General features: G+C 61.0%; 13 protein-coding genes. 1 reads left to right on the top strand and 12 read right to left on the bottom strand.

The genetic code is table 11. From position 1 onward, the window contains the following. Positions 1–718 precede the first annotated feature (718 nt). From HGI30_RS07720 to HGI30_RS07685, 8 genes are all read right to left on the bottom strand, one after another. Positions 719–2344 carry a glycoside hydrolase family 3 protein gene (locus tag HGI30_RS07720; protein WP_235680362.1) on the bottom strand — a complete coding sequence of 542 codons (1626 nt, stop codon included), beginning with the start codon at positions 2342–2344 and terminating at the stop codon, positions 719–721. A 104-nt stretch (positions 2345–2448) separates the two neighbouring features. Then, entirely contained in the window at positions 2449–4059 is a 1611-nt protein-coding gene (locus tag HGI30_RS07715; RefSeq protein ID WP_168907092.1) for a response regulator, read from the bottom strand. Next, positions 4056–5852 carry a cache domain-containing sensor histidine kinase gene (locus tag HGI30_RS07710; RefSeq protein ID WP_168907091.1) on the bottom strand — a complete coding sequence of 599 codons (1797 nt, stop codon included), beginning with the start codon at positions 5850–5852 and terminating at the stop codon, positions 4056–4058. The genes HGI30_RS07715 and HGI30_RS07710 overlap by 4 nt, the downstream gene beginning before the upstream one ends. A 30-nt stretch (positions 5853–5882) precedes the next feature. Further along, the gene (locus HGI30_RS07705; protein WP_168907090.1) at positions 5883–7235 is read right to left on the bottom strand and encodes an ABC transporter substrate-binding protein; all 1353 of its coding nucleotides are present in this window, start codon (positions 7233–7235) and stop codon (positions 5883–5885) included. A gap of 220 nt (positions 7236–7455) precedes the next feature. Next, positions 7456–7620, bottom strand: a complete 165-nt coding sequence (locus HGI30_RS07700) for a hypothetical protein (RefSeq protein WP_168907089.1) — start codon at positions 7618–7620, stop codon at positions 7456–7458. A 28-nt stretch (positions 7621–7648) separates the two neighbouring features. Further along, a complete protein-coding gene (locus HGI30_RS07695) occupies positions 7649–10513 on the bottom strand; it encodes a DEAD/DEAH box helicase (RefSeq protein WP_168909786.1) in 2865 nt (954 codons plus the stop codon). Next, positions 10513–12132, bottom strand: coding sequence for an SWIM zinc finger family protein (locus tag HGI30_RS07690; RefSeq protein ID WP_168907088.1), 1620 nt, complete (start codon positions 12130–12132; stop codon positions 10513–10515). Before HGI30_RS07690 ends, HGI30_RS07695 begins: the two co-directional genes overlap by 1 nt. A gap of 245 nt (positions 12133–12377) precedes the next feature. Next, positions 12378–13058: a tetratricopeptide repeat protein gene (locus tag HGI30_RS07685; protein ID WP_168907087.1), complete on the bottom strand. Its 681-nt coding sequence runs from the start codon at positions 13056–13058 to the stop codon at positions 12378–12380. A 246-nt stretch (positions 13059–13304) separates the two neighbouring features. Between HGI30_RS07685 and HGI30_RS07680 the strand changes: the two genes are divergently transcribed. Next, positions 13305–13529: a helix-turn-helix domain-containing protein gene (locus HGI30_RS07680; RefSeq protein ID WP_028597779.1), complete on the top strand. Its 225-nt coding sequence runs from the start codon at positions 13305–13307 to the stop codon at positions 13527–13529. A gap of 825 nt (positions 13530–14354) precedes the next feature. Here the strand turns inward: HGI30_RS07680 and HGI30_RS07675 are convergent. The 4 genes from HGI30_RS07675 to HGI30_RS07660 all read right to left on the bottom strand — a co-directional run bounded on the left by HGI30_RS07675 (position 14355) and on the right by HGI30_RS07660 (position 19412). Then, entirely contained in the window at positions 14355–15056 is a 702-nt protein-coding gene (locus HGI30_RS07675) for a hypothetical protein (protein ID WP_168907086.1), read from the bottom strand. Between the two features lie 1085 nt (positions 15057–16141). Continuing rightward, positions 16142–16987 carry a carbohydrate ABC transporter permease gene (locus tag HGI30_RS07670; RefSeq protein ID WP_028597776.1) on the bottom strand — a complete coding sequence of 282 codons (846 nt, stop codon included), beginning with the start codon at positions 16985–16987 and terminating at the stop codon, positions 16142–16144. 32 nt (positions 16988–17019) lie between these two features. Then, positions 17020–17922 (bottom strand): carbohydrate ABC transporter permease, encoded by a 903-nt coding sequence (locus tag HGI30_RS07665; RefSeq protein ID WP_028597775.1) that lies wholly within the window; start codon positions 17920–17922, stop codon positions 17020–17022. A 107-nt stretch (positions 17923–18029) separates the two neighbouring features. After that, entirely contained in the window at positions 18030–19412 is a 1383-nt protein-coding gene (locus HGI30_RS07660) for an ABC transporter substrate-binding protein (protein ID WP_028597774.1), read from the bottom strand. Positions 19413–19421 lie beyond the last annotated feature (9 nt).

The following is a 19421-nucleotide window of genomic DNA, read 5'->3' as shown; positions in this document are numbered from 1 at the left end:
CACCCGAGTTGCTCGGTTTTTTCGCGTGACTCTCTCGTTCCTGCTCTCCCTCACCCGAGTTGCTCGGCTTTTCCGCGTAACTCCCTCGTTCCTGCTCTCCCTCGCCCGAGTTGCTCGGTTTTTCCGCTTAAATCTTGTTCTCTTAATCGGAGAGAGTTTTCTCAGTTAACATGGATTGATGGCCGGCCAGCTTGGTGGCATGGGGAAATAGTTGCTGGCCGAAGGCAGCTTGGAAAGCTTGCTTGTTGGCTTTGGCCAGCGCAGCGCGCAAGGCTAGGCTGCCGTCTCCCGGGCATGCGGGAGACGATCCCCCCTATATAAAGGGGGTGAAGGCGGGCGGCGGGACGAAGGAAGCGAAGCGAGCCGATGCCTTTTGGAGAAGCGGCAGCGGTCCTCTTGGAAGACGAATGGCCTCCGAATAGGAGGTTGGGCAATCCAGGCATCCGGCTTCCAGTGGAATCGGAGAAAGGCTCGGCTCGCGGAGCGGCTTGTTCGGCCCATCCGATTAAGCTCGCGCAACGACCTGTTCGGCCCATTCAATTAAGCTCGCGCAGCGACCTGTTCGGCCCTTCCGATTAAGCTCGCGCAGCGGCCCGTTCGGCCGTTCCCATTAAGCTCGTGCAAAGGCCTGCTCGGCTACAAAAAAAAGTCCTGCCCGAAGGAAGGACTTAAACGACTCCAAAAGACTTCATATCCTAGCTGAGCTGATGCCGACGCCCTACAGCCCGAAGCCGAACGGATACGCCTCGCTCAGCGCCATCGGCAGCTTGCCGGCCGGCGTCAGCTCGCCCGCAAGAGCCTTGGCGGCGGAGCGGAGCGCCAGCGGACGGCACTCGTAGACGGCGAGGAAAGCCTGCACGGACGGGAACCGGGTCAAGTCCAGCGGATTGCGCACCGAGACGGCGACCGTGCGGTCGCCGGCGACCTGGAGCAGCCGCTCGGCGAGCTCAAGCTCCTGCGGATGCTTGGAGGCGTCGTAGCTGACGAATACGATGCGGTCGAACGCATCCAGTCCGTCGAGCGCAGTGGCGTCGTCGTGGCGGCGCTCCTCGACGTTCGGGAGCAGCTTCGACAGCCAGCTGCCGAGCGTGCCGTCGCCGGAGAGCATCTCGTCGGCGACCGATACCGCCTTGATCTCCGGCCAGAGCACGAGCGTGCGCCCCTCGGCCGGCAGCGGCAGCAGGCCGCCCTCGTTCTTGACGAGCGTCAACGAAGCCTCGCTCCAGCGCTCGGCGACAGCCCGGTGCTCCGGCGTGCCGATGCGCGGCGAGCTCTGCTCCCACGGAGCCGGCGCCTCCGCTGCGCCGAGCTTCTCCTTCAGCGAAAGAATCCGGTCCAGCGACTGCTCCAGCCGCTCCTCGGACAAGCGCCCTTCCTCGACGGCCCGAACGACCGCGTCCAGTCCGGCCAGCTGCTTGTCGATGTTGTGGCTGATGAGGACGAGGTCCGCTCCGGCCTCGATCGCGCGTACGGAGCCTTCGCCCGGACCGTATGTCTTGTCGATCGCGTCCATCTCCAGGCAGTCGGTGACGATGACGCGGTCATAGCCGAGCTCGCCGCGCAGCAGTCCGGTCAGCACCGGCTTCGACAGCGTGGACGGCACGCCGCTCGGGTCGAGGGCGGGCAGGCAGATATGCGCGGTCATGATGACGTCGGCGCCGGCCGCGATGGCCGCGCGGAACGGCGGCAGCTCGATCTCCTCCAGACGCTGGCGGTCGTGCGCGACGACCGGCAGCGCGTGATGCGAGTCGACGCTCGTGTCGCCGTGGCCCGGGAAGTGCTTGACCGTAGCGGCCACGCCGGAGGACTGGAACCCTTGGACTGCGGCCGCGCCGAGCTCGGATACGAGCTCCGGACGATCGCCGTAGGAGCGGACGTTGATGACCGGATTGTCCGGATTGTTGTTGACGTCGAGGCATGGCGCGAAGTTGAGGTTGACGCCCAGCAGGCGCAGCTCCTCGCCGCAGATGCGCGCTGTTTCATAGGCGCCATCGCGGGAAGCCGCAGCGCCGAGCGCCATGTTGCCCGGCATGAGCGTCACGCCGTCGACGATGCGCGCCACCATGCCGCCTTCCTGGTCGATGCTCACGAGCAGCGGCGGTCGTCCCGCCTCCGAAGCGGCCCGGTGCAGCTGCGAGGACAGCTCGTGCACCTGCCGGGCATCGTCGATGTTGCGCGTGAAGTAGATGACGCCTCCGACGCCATGCCCCTCGATGATGTCCAGGATGTCCTGGGACGGCTGCTTGCCGTGGAAGCCGAAGACGAACAGCTGGGCCGCCTTCTCCTTCAGCGTCCAGCCGGCGTATGGCTTCGATGAAGAATTGACTGATTCAATCATGTTCATGATGATTTTTGCCTGCCCTTCTTCAAAAAATGATCGAAATAAAGATCGTCACCCCTGATTGTACCAGCACGTTCGATCATAATCCAGACGGGAGTGAAGCCTTTTCATCCGGGCTGCTGGAGCCTTGCGCGGAAGTCGGTCGGGTTTTCTCCGGTATATTTCATGAAGACCTTGGTGAAGTAGCGGCGCTCCGAGTAGCCGACTTCCTTGGATATTTGGGCGACGCTCTTGGACGTATGCTCCAGCAGCTGCTTCGCCTTCTCCATCCGCTGGCGCGTGACGTACTCGATGAACGTCTCCCCGTACGTCTGCTTGAACAGCAGGCTGAAGTACGAGGTGCTAAGCCCGACGCGGGTCGCCGCCTCCTCGACGCCGATGTCCCGGTACAGGTTGCGGTCGAGGTAGGCCTTGGCCTCGGCGATCGTGCGCTCGGAATGCTTTTTCTTGTCGCTCGAGCCGGCGAGACCCGCGTCGGCCGTCTGCCGGATGACGCTGAGCAGGTCTTTGGCGCTGATGCGCCGGTCCAGCTTGCGCCACAGCGCTTCCTCCTGCTCCTTGCCGAGCAGCTGCATCTCCTTCATCTCCCGCATCAGATGGAGCGCGAAGTAGTGCAGCACCGGCTTGATGCGGCCGAGCTCCGGCGTGCCGAGCGACTGCAGCCGCGAGGAGAGCAGCTTCATCTCCTCGTTGACGTCCTGCGCATGGCCGCGCTTGAGCGCCTCCAGAATCCGTTCGGAGCTGGACCAGAGCACCTCATGCGAAACGTTTTGCGGCAGAGCCTCCCCGCTGAAGAAGCGAATCCGCTCGGCTTCCGGATCGAGCTGCATCGAACGGTGCACCCGCTTGTAAGCGCTCGAGAGCCCTTTCATGTCGACGAGGTCGCCCCACACGCCGGCATGCAGGCTCAGCTTGACATGCCGGCGGATTTCCTCCAGCAGCTTTTCGATCCACTGGGCGGTCTCGCCTCTGTCGAAAAGATAGCCTTCCTTCATCGCGGCGAGCACGCACCATTCGCCGTCGCGCATCTGAATGACGGCATGGCGCATGCCGCTGCGCCGCAGCGACTCCCGCAGCACGTTGGCGACCGCGAAGTTCCACAGCTTGCGCTCCTTGTCGTTCCACTCCCGCCAATCCTTGGCCTCCTCCGCGCCGGCATCCATGTCCAGCACGAGCAGCAGGTACGAGCGCCCGGACAGCTCATGCTCGTCCTCGGCGACGAGCCAGTGGTTGTGCGACACGTCGGTGTAGTCCTTGAGCACGTCGAACAGCACCTTTTCGTTGGCGAGGTCGAGGACGGCGCTCATGCGGACGCGCTCGTCCTGCTGCTGCCGCTGCCGGGCGCGCCGCTGGCTCATGACGCGGGCGATGACGCCGGTCAGCTCGTCGTAGGGGATCGGCTTGAGGATGTAGTCCTGCACGCCGTACTGGATCGCCGTGCGGGTGTAGCTGAAATCCTGATAGCCCGACAGCATGATGATGTCCAGGTCCATGCCGGTGTCGCGAATCGTCTTGACGAGCGTCATGCCGTCCATGACCGGCATGCGGATGTCGCAGAGCAGCAGGTCGAACCCGCCGCCTTGCAGCGCCTCCAGCGCCTCCCTTCCATTTTTGGCCGTCGCCGCCACCTCGAGGCCGAGCATCTCCCACGGGATGACCTTCTCGAGGTTGCGCGTGATATGCGGCTCGTCGTCGACAATCATGACCTTGCCCGTCATTCGAGGTCCCCCTTATTGCGCGGTATCGTGCAGCGGATGATCGTCCCCTCGCCGGGGCTGCTGCAGATCATCATGCCGAAGGAAGGTCCGTAGTGGATCCGCAGCCGGTCCGCTACGTTGCGCAGGCCCAGCCCTCCCCGCTCTCCGTCTTCCATCGGACTCCACTTCTCGTCCTTCTTGCCCTCCGCCACCCGCTGCAGCGTCGGTCCGTCCATGCCGATGCCGTTGTCCTCGACCGTCAGCATGATGGCGCCCGGACGCAGCTCGACCCGCACCGTGATGATGCCGGCACGTTCCAGCCCGTCGAAGCCGTGCTGGATGCTGTTCTCCACGAGCGGCTGCAGCGTCAGCTTGAGGATGCGGTATTCCAGCGCGCCCTCGTCCACGTCCATTCCGTACGAGAACAGATCCTCGAACCGGTACTTCTGGATCTCGAGGTAGCTGCGGACATGCTCGAGCTCCTCGTGGACGGTGATCTCTTCCTTCTGGTGCATGCTCGTGCGCAGCAGCTGGCTGAGCCGGCGCACCATCAGCATGATCTTGGCCCCTTCGTTCTGCGCGGCCAGCGCGTTGATCGACTCCAGCGTGTTGAACAGGAAATGCGGCTTGATCTGCGCCTGCATGAGCATCATTTCGGCCCGCTGCTTGCGGATCTGCTCCTCCCTCACCTCGGTCAGCAGCCGACCGAGCCGCTCGGTCATGCTGTTGAAGCTGTTGCCGAGCAGCACCGTCTCGTCCTTGCCCTGCACCGGCACGCGGATGTCCAGCAGGCCCTGCTCGACGAGCCGCATCTTGCGCACGACGCGGATGATCGACTTCGCGACCCGATTGACGAAAAAGACGTTGAACAGCACGGCCGACAGCAGGCTGAGGCCGGTCAGCAGGCTGATCCATTTGACGAAGGCGATGTTCTCGCTCATGAGCGAGCTCCACGGCTTGGCCGAGACGAGCATCCAGTCGTTGATGCCGAGCCAGTAGGAGGAGACGAGGCTGTCGACGTGGAGGAACTCCGCCCGTCCGCTCACATACGGCGTGCCGGGACTCGCCGCCGCATAGCTGGAGCTGCTGATGTAGCTGCCCTCCATGTCGGTCTCGCTGTCGAGCAGCACGAGCCCGTTGCGGTTGAGGATATAGTAGCGCGAGCCGTCGTCCTCGCTGCCCTTGAAGTCCGTCAGGATCTCGTCCACGCCCGACGACTTGAACTGGGTGACCATGATGCCGAGGTCGCTCAGGCTCTCGCGGTCCTTGACGAGCCTCATCTGGGTGAACAGCGCGAACTCCTTGCCCGTCAGCTCCTCCTGCTCGTATGGGCCGATCCAGAGCGGCTTGGCGTTGAGCTTGACCGCCTCCTCATAGGAGGGGTGGCGCCTCAGCCGGTCGTAGCCGATCGGCTTGAACGTCGTCGGATCGTTCCTCGTCGAGCGGAACAGCGCGCCGTTGTTGGCGTAGAGGGCGATGTAGCTGATGGCCGGATTCTGGAACAGCAGCGGTCCCATCTCCTTCTCGGCCAGGCCGATCGCGATCAGGGAGCTGGCTCCTCCGCCCGGATCGGCGTTGATCTTGAGCGTATGCTGGACGACGGAGCTTGTCAGGTTCACGTCCGTCAAGCGGTTCATTTCGTCGAAAAAGTTCGTGATGTTGCGGCCGACCGCGTTCATCGTCAGCTCTGTCTGCTCGTTGTATTTCTTCTCGATCAGATGCTCGTAATACAGGAAGGACACGACGCCCGACGCTGCAACCGGCACGACGATGAGCAGGATGAAGGCGAGCAGAAGCTTCGGTCTCAGGTTCACGGCTTCTCCAGCTCCTCTCTAAGATGTTCGTCAGCTTCCTCCGGCGGGCGAGATGTCGCTCTCCTGCTGCTGCTGAAGGCTCTTCGTGACCTGTTCCGGCGTCTTGACCTGGCCGATCAGCTCCTGCAGGCCGATGCCGATCTCCGCGTTCATGCGGGGGGAGAAGATGGAGTCGAAGGCCGGGAACGACCGGCTTGCGTTGCCGACGACCTGCAGCACCTCCGAAATAAGCGGATCGATGCCCGCATAATCGCTCAGCTTCATCGACGGCAGCGTCTTGTCCTCCAGCAGGATCCGCTTCTGCACCTGCTCGTTGAAATAATTGCGGATGAAGCTCTTGACCATCTGCCGCTGGTCCTCGCTCAGGCTCGACGAGAAGCCGAACCCGTTGGAATAGCCGGCGTTGAGCGCGCCGGGATCGCCTTTGCCTCCCGTCACCGACGGAAAGCTGAAGTAGCCGATGTCGTTTTTGAACGGTCCGGCATTGTCGTCGGTCAGGCCGGCCAAGTCCCAGGTGCCCGTGAACAGCATCGCCGCCTTGCCGGTGAGCAGGTCCTTGGCCTGCTGCTTCTCTTCCTGGCTCAGCGCGTCGGCGGGAAAATAGCCCTTGTCCACGATCTCGGCGTAGGCCTTGAAGCCGGCCAGCACGTCCGGATCGGTCCACTTGGCCGTGCCGGAGGCGATCGCCCGCAGCTTGTCCGTCCCCGCATGGCGGTCCATGATCGTGTTCCACATCATCCCGGCCAGCCAAGGATCCTTGGCGGACAAGGCGAACGGACTGTAGCCCGCCTGGCGGATGCGCTCGCACGCCTCCATCAGCTGCTCCCAGGTCGCCGGCACGGCGAGCCCGAGCTCGCGGAAAATCCGCTTGTTGTAATAGACGGCCTCGCTGTAGCCGCCGAAAGGCAAGCCGTAGACGCGGCCGTCGACGGTGAACTCCTCGAGGCTCTGGAACTGCTGCCCGATGCCGAGCTCCTCGATGATCGGCGTCAGGTCGAGCAGCCGCTGCGCCTTGACGTACAGCCGCAGGTCCGAGCCGCCGAACACCTCGAAGATGTCCGGCGTCGAGCCCGTCGCCATCTCCGCCTTGAGCTTCTGGTCGCGATTGATGATCTCGTCGATGCCCTCGAGCTGGAACTTGAGGCCCGGATTGGTCCGCTCCGTCTCGTCGAGCACGTCCTGCAGGATCTTCAGCCGGGCCTTGACCGACTGCTTGATCTGCGTATGGCGAATCGTGAGATTGACATGCGTCGTTCCGCCGATTGCCGGTTCGTCTCCCTGCTCAGGCTGATTGCCGTTCTCGCCCGCTCCGCCGCCGAAGCAGCCGGCTGGACCGAGCAGCAGACCGAGCGCCAGCAGCGCGCGCAGCCCTTTCTTGCCCATAGACAGACCTCCCCTTGTCTGACCGCATGACAGTCTATGTCCTGCTTTCATTATAGGCCAATGGCCCCGGGCTTGCAGGATGAAAAATAGACTGTCAAGGGATAGATTTTTACGACAAGTTTCATGCCGAAAAAGACCAAGACCCGCAGAAGCGAATCGCTTCTGCGGGTCTTGGCCTATCCAGGCATCGAATCCGGCGGGACCGGCATTCGCCAGCCGGCTAGCGCTGTCCGAAGCGGCGCGCCGCCTGGCGCACCGCTTCGTAGAACGCCTCCCACTCCGGAGAGAGCGAGCCGGCCGCAGCCGGCTGCGCGCCGGCGGCCGGCTCGGCGCCTTCGTCCATCGAAGCAGGCCGTTCCGGACGCGGTTCGAGTTCTTCGTTCATCCTGCCGCCCCCCTCCTGTACCCCCGGCTCAGCTCTCGAGCCACTCTTTGCGGAGCGTGAAAATCTCCTTCAGCTCCTCGTTCGACAGCTCGGTGATCCACTGCTCGGACTGGCTGACGACCTGCTCGCTCAGCGACTGCTTGCGCTCGATCATCTCGTGGATGCGCTCCTCGAGCGTGCCCAGCGCGACGAACTTGTGCACCTGCACCTGCCGCCGCTGGCCGATCCGGAACGCGCGGTCCGTCGCCTGGTTCTCGACGGCGGGGTTCCACCAGCGGTCGAAATGGAACACATGGTTCGCCTCGGTCAGGTTCAGGCCGGTGCCCCCGGCCTTGAGCGAGAGGACGAACGCCCCGTGGGGCCGCTCCGGGTCCTGGAACGCTTCGATCATCTCGTCGCGGCGCGCTTTGGGCACGCCGCCATGCAAGTACGGCACCGGCAGGGCGAGCCGCTCCTGCAGCAGCCGCTGCAGCGCCGCCCCCATGTCGACGAACTGCGTGAAGATAAGCGCGCGCTCGCCTTCGGCGGCGATCTCCTCGCACATCTCGACCAGCCGCATCAGCTTGGCGGAGCGCTCCGGCGACCAGTCTCCGGACGCATCCTCTCCGAGCAGCAGCGCCGGATGGTCGCATACCTGCTTGAGCCTCGTGATCGAGGCGAGGATGAGGCCGCGGCGCTGCATCGGCGCCAGCGTATCGAGCTTCTCGAGCAGCTCGGAGACGATCGTCTCGTAGAGCGCCCCCTGCTCGGCCGTCAGCGTCACGTACACCTGGCCTTCGTTCTTCTCCGGCAGCGACAGCTGGATGGCCGGGTCCTTTTTGAGCCGGCGCAGCATGAACGGCTTGATCCGCCGCTGCAGCGAGGCGATCCGCTCTGCGTCGCGGTCCTTCTCGATGGGCAGGATGACCGCACGCCTGAATTCCGGCAACGTGCCGAGATAGCCCGGATTGGTGAAGTCGTAGATCGACCACAGCTCGCTCAGCCGATTCTCCATCGGCGTGCCCGTCAGCGCGATGCGATGGCGGCTCGGCAGGCTGCGGATGGCCGAGGACTGCTTGGTGTAGACGTTCTTGATGTTCTGGGCCTCGTCGAGGCAGAGGCTCTCCCACTCCAAGCCGCCCAGCTCCTCCTCGTCGAGCGAGGCGAGCGCGTAGGAGGTGATGACGAGATCGGCGCCGTCCGCGAACGCCTGGAACGCTTCCTTGCCGCGCGCGCGGCGCGGCCCGTAATGCAGCCGCACCTCCAGCCCCGGAGCGAAGCGCTGCAGCTCCTTTTCCCAGTTGCCGATGACCGACGTCGGGCAGATGAGCAGCGAGGGCCGGACCGGCTCGCCGGCCGCGGCTCCCGTCTCCCGCACATGGAGCAGATAGGCGGTGAACTGGATCGTCTTGCCGAGGCCCATGTCGTCCGCCAGCGTCGCTCCGAGTCCGAACCGCCGCAGGAAGGCGAGCCACGACACGCCTTGATGCTGATAGGGCCGCAGCTGGCCGCGGAAGGAGCCCGGCACGTCGACCAGCGGCAGCTCGGACGTGTCCTGCAGCCGGGTCATGAGCTGCTGCAGATGCGCGTTCAGCTCGACCTCCGCCTTCAGCAGCTCCTCGCCCTCCTCCGCTTCGTCGTCCAGGACGACCCCGCCCTGCAGATGCATCTGCATGATCTCGCGGAAGCTGAGTCCTTTCTTGCCGCCGTTCTTCTTGATCCAGCTGCGGATGCGGGTGATGTCCTCCGGATGCAGATGGACCCACTCGCCGTCGATCTTCATGAGCCGCTTGTTCTGCGCCGCGAGCTGCATGAACTCTTCCTCCGACAGGTCGGCGCCGCCGAGCGCCAGCTTCCAGTCGAACTGCACGATCTGCGACAGGCCGAACATCGGCTGCTCCGCCGAGCCGGTCGCCGAGCGCAGCTTGGCCTTGAGCCGCACGCGGCGCTTGCGCACCGCATCCCACCAGCCGGGCAGCAGCACCGCCGAGCCGGCGTCGAGCAGCTGGAGGCTCGCCTGCTCCAGGAACCGCCAAGCCTCCTCGTCCGCGAGCTCGCGCTTGACCATGTCCTCCTCGCCGCTCCAATCCGGCAGCGCCGTCCGCCACTTGCCCTCTTCCTTGGCGAGCCGCTCTTCCAGCAGCGGCAGCCATTCCTCCGGCAGGCTCAGCTCCGAGCCCGCCGCCGGGCGCCAGCTGCCGGGCTTGGCGCCGCGCTCGAGCGGGATCCAGGCGGAGTCCGGCGCGCGTCCGCGCAGCGCCGCGCGCAGCCGCCAGACGCCGTCGTCGCCCGGCTCCGCGAGCTGCAGCGCGATGCGGAACGGGAACCGGTCCTGCTTGAGACCGAGGCCGATATACCAGTCCTCCTCATCCGGAGAACGGCGCTCCAGCGCAGGTCCGAGCGCCCGCGCGAGGCCGCTCCAGGCCGCTTGCGCGCCGGCATCCTCCTGCAGCAGCTGCTCGACGCACGCGCCGAGCCAGCCGGCGAGCCACGCCGAAGCTTCCTCGATCTGGCCTTGGCTGTCGCGGAAGCGCCAGCCGCGCTCCCCGTCCGCCCAGCGGCTCCAATCCGGCTCGAAGCCGCCGCTCTCCAGCGCCTCCCGGATGCGAAGGGCTCCTGCCCGCAGCTGCTCGCCCTGGCTCGACCAGGCGATCGCGAGCATGCGCACCGGCTGCGGAGACAGCAAGTAGTCCAGCGCGGTCAGCGGACGCAGCAGCATCGGCTTGGCCTTGCGCGTCGAATCGGACTCGACGTAATCGATGTCGGCTCCGTACCAGGAGGGCTCATGCCAGGCGAACAGCAGATCCTTCAGCCGGGCTTCGAGCTCGCCCGCGTCTTCCGCTTGAAGCACGATGCCGCTTCCGTTCCAATAGCCGTCCACGACGATCGGTCGCGCGGCAGAGAATCCCTTCATCATTTCAGCATGGTTCCTTTCCGCAGTTCTTCCTGGAACGCCCGCATCCGCTGGTACTTGGAGACGGTCCGGTCGAGATACGCCGTCCAAGCCTCCGTCCGCTTCTCGGCGGCATAGAGCTTCTCCAGCTTCTTGAGCTGCTTGACGGCCATCCGGTAGCTCTGGCGGTTGCGCATCGAGATCCAGCCCTCCACCGCCTGATGATACAGCGGAATCATGACGGAAGGAGCGCGCTTCGAGATCAGACGCAGGTCCGCCGGATCGAGCTCGTCGGGCCGCAGTCCCATGGCCAGCTGCAGGTCCGCCCATTCCTCGAAGCAGCCTTTTTCGAGCAGCAGGTCCGCCAGCGACATGTACGAGTAAGGCAGCTTGTCGGACATCCGGCGCTGCCAGGACGGGTCCGACGGCGAAGCCAGATCGGCCTCGCGGCAGAGCTGCAGGTAGGAAGTCAGCAGGTTGCCGCGCTTGGCGCCGGCGATCGGGTCAAGGAAGTCCATCCAGATCGAGAAGGCCTCCCAGCCGCGCTGTTCCAGCCGGGTGCGGGCGTAGTCGAGCGCAAGCCCGGCGGCCGCATCCGGCGGCGTCTGTCCCAGACGCTCCACCGCTTTGGCGTCCTCGCCTTGGGCGGCGTCGAGATAGGCAAGCGCCGCATGGGCGAAGGCCAAGCCTCGCTCCTCCTCCGCGGCCGCTTCGCCGGCAGGCGCCGCCTGCGCCGCAGCCCGGCGCGCGGCGCGGGCATGCTCAAGCAGCCGCTCCAGCTCCGCGCGCTCGCCGATCGGCCAGTCCGGATCGGACAGCAGCGGGGAGATGAAGCCGAGGTAAAGCTGATCCCAGCGGAACAGCTTCGCCTCGGGCGAGGCAGCCTGGCCCCGCAAGTAAGCCGCCAGCTCTTTTTGCCACGCCCGGCCCTCCTCGCCCGCAGACTCCGCGGCCTGGCGCTCGGCGAGCGAGTAGTAGTGCTCGATCCACGGCTCCGCCATGCGGGTGAAGCTCATCTCCTGATAATAGCGGCTGAACGGATCCGACAGCTTGATCGCCCGCTCCGCCTGCTCCAGGATGAACAGGATGCTGTACATCCAGTGCATCGCCTGCAGCGGCTTGGGCCAGTCGCGCGCCGAACCCTTGAGCGCCGACAGCACCGGCTGCAGCGGATGCAGCGTATGCCGGCAGCCTTGCCACGTCCGGCCGAACCGATGCTCCATCCATTCCATCCATTCCCGAGGACTCGACTGCTCGCCGAGGCTTCCCGTTCCCGCTTGCGCGGGCGGCTCGCCCAGGTCGGCCGCCGGCTGCTTCTCGAGACGGCTCACCGTCACCGGACCGGCTCCCGTCATCCGCTCGAGCGCCCGCTTCGGCTCGCCGCCCTGCTGCTCCAGCGCGGCGAAGTAGACGGCCGCCATATGCTTGCACCAGCCCGAGTACGGGCAGTCGCATGCGTTGTCGTCGAACCGCGCGCCCAGTCCGACATGGTAGCGCTCCGAGCCCTCGACGGCAGCGAGCAGCCGCGAGCCGGCCGCCTGCACCGACTTCACCTGTCCTTTTGCGTAGTAATCCCAGCCGCGCGTGATGATTTCCTTTCGCGTGTAGTCGGAGATCTTCCGCTCGATATCGCTCAGCAACGTTTCCGAGATCCCGTCCGCTCGCATGGCTGTCCCCCGCTTTTCTGTTTCGGCATTCTTATCATTATACCAAATAAAAGCGGAAACCGTCCTGTCCCGCTTCATAAAAATGCAGCAGCTTGCTCCGAAAACGGCAAACAGGGCCGCCCCCGCCGAAGTCATCGGCCGGGACAGCCCCGCTGCATGGAAGGCGAATGAACCCGCCTGCTGGCGAAACGGAAGCCGCTCTCGCGCAGGCGGGCATGTCAGGAAGCGTTCTTGCCGAGCGAGCACAGCAGCGCCCAGCGCCGCTCCTGACGGCGCTTGTACTTGGGCAGCTGGCGGTACAGCCGCAGCCCTTCCTCGAAGGCGGCCTTCGCCTCCGCCCGGCGGTCGAGCCCCTGCAGAAGCTTGCCCATCCGGTAATAGCCTTCGCAGGATGAGGATTGGATGCGCGAGAACGCCTCCAGCTGGGCCAGCGCCTGCGCCTTGTCGCTTTTGGCCTTGAGCGCGGCGAGCCGCAGATGCGGCGCGCCGTATTTGACGCGCGGATTGAGGTCCAGCGCCTTGCGGATCGCCGCCTCTCCTTCCTCCACGCGGCCGGTATGGAGCAGGCTCGTGCCGTAGTCGTCCCAGAACTCGGCCGAATCCTCCATGAGCAGCGATTCGCGCAGCGGCTCCAGCGTGCTCCTCGCTTCCGCGTAGGACTTGCGCTCCAGCAGCAGCCGCGCCAGCTCGAGGCGGGAGCCGCTGTTGCTCGGGTTCGCCTCCAGCTCCCGGCGGAGCGCCGCGATGCGGCTGCGTCGTCGCAGCGGCTTGGTGAAGCTCGGCGTCAGGCCGACGAAGCGGCGGTCGAGGAAATAAAGGACGGCCAGCAGGACGAGCAAGGCGACCAGCGGGTTGCCGAGCAGCATCCAGAACAGGCCGAACAAAAGCGCGATTTTCATGATGGCGGCTCCAATCTTTCGTGAAATGGACGCCCCTATTCTATCACACGCAGACGAGGGTGAAAACGGAAATCAAGGGGGCTTCTGGAAGGCATGTCCGCCAATGGCGCGCATTATTCCACTTGACTTGCGCCCAAATGGAGAAATGACCGCACCCATGCCGAGGCGGATTCATAAGATACGTTGACTGTATCCCTTTAACCTTGTTGTATTCCACAAAAACCCGTGCAAGGAGGGGTGACGAAATTGAAGGGCTCTGACCACAAGAACAAGTTTCTGCTGACTCACCGGGAACGTGAAGTCTTCGAGCTGCTCGTGCAAGACAAGACGACGAGGGATATCGCCGGACAGCTGTTCATCAGCGAAAAGACTGTCCGCAACCATATCTCCAACGTGATGCAGAAGTTGAACGTGAAAGGCCGCTCGCAGGCTGTCGTCGAACTGATTAAGCTTGGAGAACTGACGATCTGATCCGCCTGGTCGGCGCTCTTGATAAGCCTTCCCGCTCCGCATCCGCTATTGGCGAATGCGGGGGGAAGGCTTTTTAAGCTGCCGCAAGCTCCCTCGACAACAGCTCATGATTCGGGATGTGCCTTGAGATGCTTCATCGGGCAGCGCTCTTCCGGGAGGTCGTGCAGGGGTAGTCACGAATATGGTACATTTAGGGCAAAGACCTTGCGAAGGTGGAACAAGCCTATGCGTACGAATGCTCCATCGGAGTTAAGCTCGCTCACTCTTCAAGAAAAACAAGCTTTGATTCAATTGAAACTCCGACTTGCTTCTATTTTTCAACGAAGTGAATTCATTATCTTCGGTTCCAAGGCAAGGGGGGACCATAAAATGGTCCGATCTGGATGTGTTGGTGCTCATGCAAGAGGAGAAGAATGGGCATCGTCGCGAGATGCTTTCCGAGATTGTCTATACACTTCACCGACTTGATCAGTATAAAAGGTCGTGGCAATCTGGTCGAAAGGTTCACATGAATTACTGAACAATCACAGCGAGGCCACTCAAATAGAGCGGCCTTTTTTCATACCAAGAAATGAGAAAGGAAGGAAAGCATGAAAGATACAAAACCACATAGTGGGGCTGCGCCGTTAAGCGGGACAGATCGAGCCAGCAGAGAAGCGCCCGCTGCAGCTTGAACACCTCAGCCTGCTCAGTGAAAACGGACTCAAGAACACCAGTTTCATTAGCTAAGCGGGCGTGCCTGCAGCTCGGCGGCTATCCATGAGGATGATAATGGAATACGTAAAGAAGGGGTGCATAAAAATTCTTTTATTTTAATAATTTTATTTACCATCTTTCCAATATCTTCCCATATTCTATTACATCTTCATTCATTAAATCGATTTTCGAAGCATCTAATATCGAGTCAATAAGGTACTCTCCTGCTACAAATTTTTCTTTATTGACGGTAATTTGAGTTACTATTTCATTATCCTGTGCAACTTTTATTGTGATTGTTTTTGCTCCACTCAATTCATCTTGTTGCAAGAATTCATATGTTTGAACTAAAACATGTTCAGTTGCTAATCCTGGATTAGGCCCATCAGGCTCGCCAACCATATTAACTGTAAGGTCCAGATGTTTTTTTTCTGCTAGATTGTCCACAACTTCAACAGACTTTGCGAAGTCAAACATTTGCGTGTTTACAGTTGTTGCATTTTGAGCTGATGTTGGTTTTGGTGATGCACTTGCCGTGGCTAATGGCGTAGGTGAAGGTGTTTGTGTTGGAGCAGGACTTAAAGACGGTGATGGAGATAACGTGGAACTTGGCGAGGAATGAGTTGTTGAGGCAACCATTTTTTCTGCTTCTGCCTGTTTCTCTTCACCAAAGATTTGAGCCGTTATAAACAACAAGGCGAACAAGACTATGGATGAAGCAATTGACTTTTTGGCTTTACTTCTTTTCTTTAGAACAAAGAATAGAATGCTAAGAGCCAGCAAAGATAAACATGCAAAAAAACCTAAACCTACGACTAACGAAATCCACATCTGGGTAATTCCTCCTAGGTATTTATGCTTACATAATATCAATAGTTTGCATTTTTGTATACAACAAACTCAACTTTTCTGTTCGCTCTCCACTTAATAAAATGAAATAATTTGTTAAAGCGAAGAAGGAAAAGGAATATAGAGACAATCCGAGCTTGAATCTGCAGCAGTGATGAATTTCTTTGTGCTTGGCAATATTGGGACGGGTACAACGATAAGAGACGCAATCAGCTCGGATTGGTTTTGGCCGTCATCGTGGTAATCGCTCAAACAATCAAGCAGAAGCGTAAGAGCACCTCAAGCGCTCCGAAATTGAGGACATTTAAATGAGGAAGGCTGCCAGTACGAGCTCCACCTGGATTACCTGTTCAAATCGCACAGCTGTACGAATGAGTTAACACAAGCTGCTGGCGACTACGGTGCCGACTAGTCGTCAAGAAGGATAGCAAGAAGATCATCGTCCAAGCCAAGCAATTCAGCAAGGCCGTCTGGCTCAGAGCCGTGCCGGAGGCCTTTACGGCGGTTGATTACTATAGTGCTCATAAGCTTGGGGCGTCAGCAACCGTGGTTACACAGAGAAGGCGCGGACGCAAGCTTGCTCAAACGGCGTCAGGATTGTAGATAGAGAACAACTGATCGAAATGGTGCTAAAGCTCAATCCAAGCCCACTAACCATCACCAGGTCTGAACAAGCCCCCGACATTTCTATAAAATTAACAAACTGTCACCGGTTAAACACCGTCAGTGGCTTGTTCGTTAGGGCTGAAGCTGTATGTAACGAATTTTTGCGCTTTCTTAGTCATAACGAATAACACTAGATTTGAAGTGTACCCTTTAGAATGGACATTCTCGCCACACACACTGGGGTTAACTAATGACTATCTCAAGGGGGTACTTTTTATTGCGAGAGTAGGACAGACGAATTGAAGCGTACATCACGTTTTATAACGAAAGAGAGCACAACGAAAAATAAACAAGCTGACGCCGGAAAAATACCGACCTCAGCTTGCTTCCTAGGGCTTCGTTAACTGTCTGTCATTTGGCGCTTGATCTCATTGCGCCCCCGGCCGGCGCCGGTCGAAACGTCACTTCACCGCGCCGGCGACGAGGCCGGACACGATGTGGCGCTGCGCGAACATGTAGACGATCAGCACCGGGACAATCGTGAACAGCAGGCCGGCGAACAGCGGCCCCCACTCGGTCTTGTACTGCATCTCGACCTGCATCGCGGCGAGGCCGATCGGCAGCGTGTACTTGGACGGATCGTTGACGAGGATCGTGCCGACGATGAACTCGTTCCAGATGTCCAGCACGTTGATGATGCCGACGCTGATGAGGCCGGAGCGCGACAGCGGCAGCATGACGCGGAAGAACGTGCCGAAGTAGCCGGCGCCGTCGATCGCGGCCGCCTCCTCCAGCTCCTTGGGCAGCGTCTTGAAGAAGCCGATGAGCACGAAGATGCCGAAAGCGAGCGTATTGGAGGCGTAGACGATGATGAGGCCCAGCGGCTTGTTGGTCAGCCCGAGATCGTTCATGAGGAAGAACAGCGGGATGAGCGCGAGGCTGAACGGAACCATCATCGACGAGATGTAGATCAGGAACAGCGCCTTGCTGCCGAAAAAGGTGTAGCGACCGATCGTATAGGCCGTCATCGACGCGAGCACGAGGCCGAGCAGCGTGCCGCCCGTCGTAACGAGAATCGAGTTGAAGAAGTAGCTGCCGAAATTGTAGTTGTTCCAGACGTAGCTGAAGTTCGACCATTGCAGCGGCAGCTCCGGCAGCGCCCACGGCATGTTGAAATAGAACTGCTGGTTGTCTTTGAGGGAATCCAAGAAGGTCCACAGGAGCGGATACAGGACCGAGATGCCCCAAAGGATGAGCAGCAGCATGAAAAATCCTTTGACGACAGGATGAACGGTGCGTTGAACCATACTCGCTTCTCTCCTTCCTTATCTGTCTTGCTTCAGCTGACTTCCACCTGATCCTTGCGCAGAAGCCACTGCAGGAAGAGCGTGGTGATGAGCGAGGTGGTCAGAATCGCGATGCCGATGGCGGCTCCGTACCCGAAGTGAGCCTGCTTGAACGCCTGCTGATACAGGTACGAGCCCATGACCTGCGTCGAGTTGTCCGGTCCGCCTGCCGTCATGATCGTCACGATGACGAACGAGCCGTTCAGCGTCGTCATCATGATGTTGATGACGGAAATCTTCATCTGCTCCCAGACGAGGGGCAGCGTGATGTGCCGGAATTGATGCCACTGTCCGGCACCTTCTATGTCGGCGGCTTCGTAAAGCGACTCCGGAATATTCGTGATTGCGGCGATCAGCAGGATCATGTAGAATCCGATGCCTGCCCAGATGGTGGGAGGCAGCAGCATCCAGATCGAATGGCTTTCGAAGCCGAGCCAGTTGATCGTGACGGGCTCCTTGGTGAACAGCGACAGGAAGCCGTTCAGGAAGCCGATCTGCGGGTTGTAGATGAAGCCCCACAGAATGCCGACGACGACGACGGACAGTACGTTGGGGATGAAGAAGATGGAGCGGAAAAACCCGGCGCCCTTGATGCGCAGGCGCGTCAGCGCCACGGCGAAGAAGGTCGCGATGACCATGATGCCGATCATCTTGCCGGCGACGAGGAAATAATCGTTGCCGATGGCCGTAAGCATGATCGGGTCCTGCAGCAGGTCCTTGAAGTTCTGCAGCCCGACGAAATCCTTGTTCTGGGACATGCCGGACCAGTCGTAAAAGGAGTTGTATAAAGCTTGAACGATCGGATAGATCGTGAACAAGCAAAAATAGAGGAATGTCGGAATGATAAATGCCGCAATGAACAGCTTGCGCTGCAGTTTGGCTCCTCCCAGTTTCATCTCAAGCTCACCGCCCCGTTCGTTCTGCCATCAGAGAGCATCCCCGGGAGCTTCCGCTCCCGAGGATGGCCTTTGCTGGTTCTATCTTGGTCTTGGACAGCCGATCGTTACTTCGCGACTTTTTCGACGACCTTGACGACGCGGTCGACCCAGCCTTGAGCATCGATCTTGCCGATCGTCAGCGCGACCGTCGCGTCCTGCATCGCTTTGTCCACGTCCTGGTTGAACGTGACCGTAGGCACGACGACCGTCGTATCGGCGGTCAGGAAGGCCGCTGCCTGCTTGACGAAGTCCGGCGCGGCGGAGCTGCTGATGTCGCCCTTGATGTTGGACGGAGCGCCGCTCAGCTCGGCGAACTTGGACGCCTGGCTCTCGGAGAAGATGAACTGCAGGAACGCTTTCGCGGCGTCCTTGTTTTTCGCGTTCTTGGCGATGGCGACCGTGGACGTCGACGTGTTGGCGACGACCTTGTCTCCCGCTTTTTGCGTGACGGAAGGAATGAAGCCGAATTTGAAGTCGGCCGGAACGTCCTTGCTCATCTCGTTCGGCAGCCACAGGCCGTTCGGGATGTACGCGTCCTTGTTCTGCAGGAACAGCATCTGCGAGTCCGTATGGTTGATGGAGACGGAGGCCTTGTCGATGAAGCCCTTGTCGCGCAGCTCGACGATCTTGCCCAGCGCTTCGAGCACCTGCGGCGACTTGAACGCCTCGACCTTGCTGTCGCCCATGTCCTGCAGCAGCTTGTAGTCGTTGCCGTTGGCGGAGACGATCGCCGGGAACAGGAAGGAGCTGTTGATGTAGTACGGGTATTTGCCGGTGTGGATGAACGGCGTAGTGCCGGCCGCCTTGATCGCCTCGGAGGAGCTGAGGAACGTATCCCAATCCTTCGGCTCGGTCCAGCCGTTCTTCTCGAACAGCGCCTTGTTGTAGAAAATGCCCCATGAGTTCAGGACGAGCGGCACGTTGTAGATTTTGCCGCCGTATTGCGGAGGCTGCTGCGCGAGCAGGTCGAGAATCTTCACGCCGTCGACGTTGGTCGCCGTCTGCAGCCAGTCGGTCAGGTCCTCCAGCTGGCCGTCTTCGGCCATCTGGCGGTCGTTGAGTTCCGGACCGTCGATGTACACGAAGTCAGGCGGGTTGCCCGCGATCCACTTCGGCTTGTTCTGCGTATTGATCTGAGGGCCAGCCTCTTCCTTGATGTTCAGGTCCGGATTGGCCGCCTTGAAGTCGGCGATGACTTGCTTCCACCACTTGTCGCCGTAGCCGCCGACGAAGTATTGGACCGTGAAGTCTCCGCTCAGCTTCGTCTCGCCGCCCGTGCCCGCGGTGTTTTCCGCCGCTGCGTTCGTTGCCGAGTTCGCTGCCGGCTCGTTGGCCGCTCCCCCGTTGTTGCCGCTGTTGCCGTTGTTGCCGCCGCAGCCTGCAAGCACGGCCAGCGACATCGCGATCGCCATGGCGCCCGCTGCTGTTTTCTTTACGGTAAACGTCATCTTGGCATA

This window comes from Paenibacillus albicereus (genome assembly GCF_012676905.1).
Taxonomy (GTDB): domain Bacteria; phylum Bacillota; class Bacilli; order Paenibacillales; family Paenibacillaceae; genus Paenibacillus_O; species Paenibacillus_O albicereus.
This window is presented reverse-complemented; position numbering and strand designations above follow the sequence as displayed.

What these genes read in the sequence shown, in the direction of transcription:
- HGI30_RS07675 (WP_168907086.1), bottom strand. Translation starts at nt 15,056, where the DNA reads ATGTGGATTTCGTTAGTCGTAGGTTTAGGTTTTTTTGCATGTTTATCT.
- HGI30_RS07720 (WP_235680362.1), bottom strand. Translation starts at nt 2,344, where the DNA reads ATGAACATGATTGAATCAGTCAATTCTTCATCGAAGCCATACGCCGGC.
- HGI30_RS07665 (WP_028597775.1), bottom strand. Translation starts at nt 17,922, where the DNA reads ATGAAACTGGGAGGAGCCAAACTGCAGCGCAAGCTGTTCATTGCGGCA.
- HGI30_RS07685 (WP_168907087.1), bottom strand. Translation starts at nt 13,058, where the DNA reads ATGAAAATCGCGCTTTTGTTCGGCCTGTTCTGGATGCTGCTCGGCAAC.
- HGI30_RS07700 (WP_168907089.1), bottom strand. Translation starts at nt 7,620, where the DNA reads ATGAACGAAGAACTCGAACCGCGTCCGGAACGGCCTGCTTCGATGGAC.
- HGI30_RS07670 (WP_028597776.1), bottom strand. Translation starts at nt 16,987, where the DNA reads ATGGTTCAACGCACCGTTCATCCTGTCGTCAAAGGATTTTTCATGCTG.
- HGI30_RS07660 (WP_028597774.1), bottom strand. Translation starts at nt 19,412, where the DNA reads ATGACGTTTACCGTAAAGAAAACAGCAGCGGGCGCCATGGCGATCGCG.
- HGI30_RS07705 (WP_168907090.1), bottom strand. Translation starts at nt 7,235, where the DNA reads ATGGGCAAGAAAGGGCTGCGCGCGCTGCTGGCGCTCGGTCTGCTGCTC.
- HGI30_RS07695 (WP_168909786.1), bottom strand. Translation starts at nt 10,513, where the DNA reads ATGAAGGGATTCTCTGCCGCGCGACCGATCGTCGTGGACGGCTATTGG.
- HGI30_RS07715 (WP_168907092.1), bottom strand. Translation starts at nt 4,059, where the DNA reads ATGACGGGCAAGGTCATGATTGTCGACGACGAGCCGCATATCACGCGC.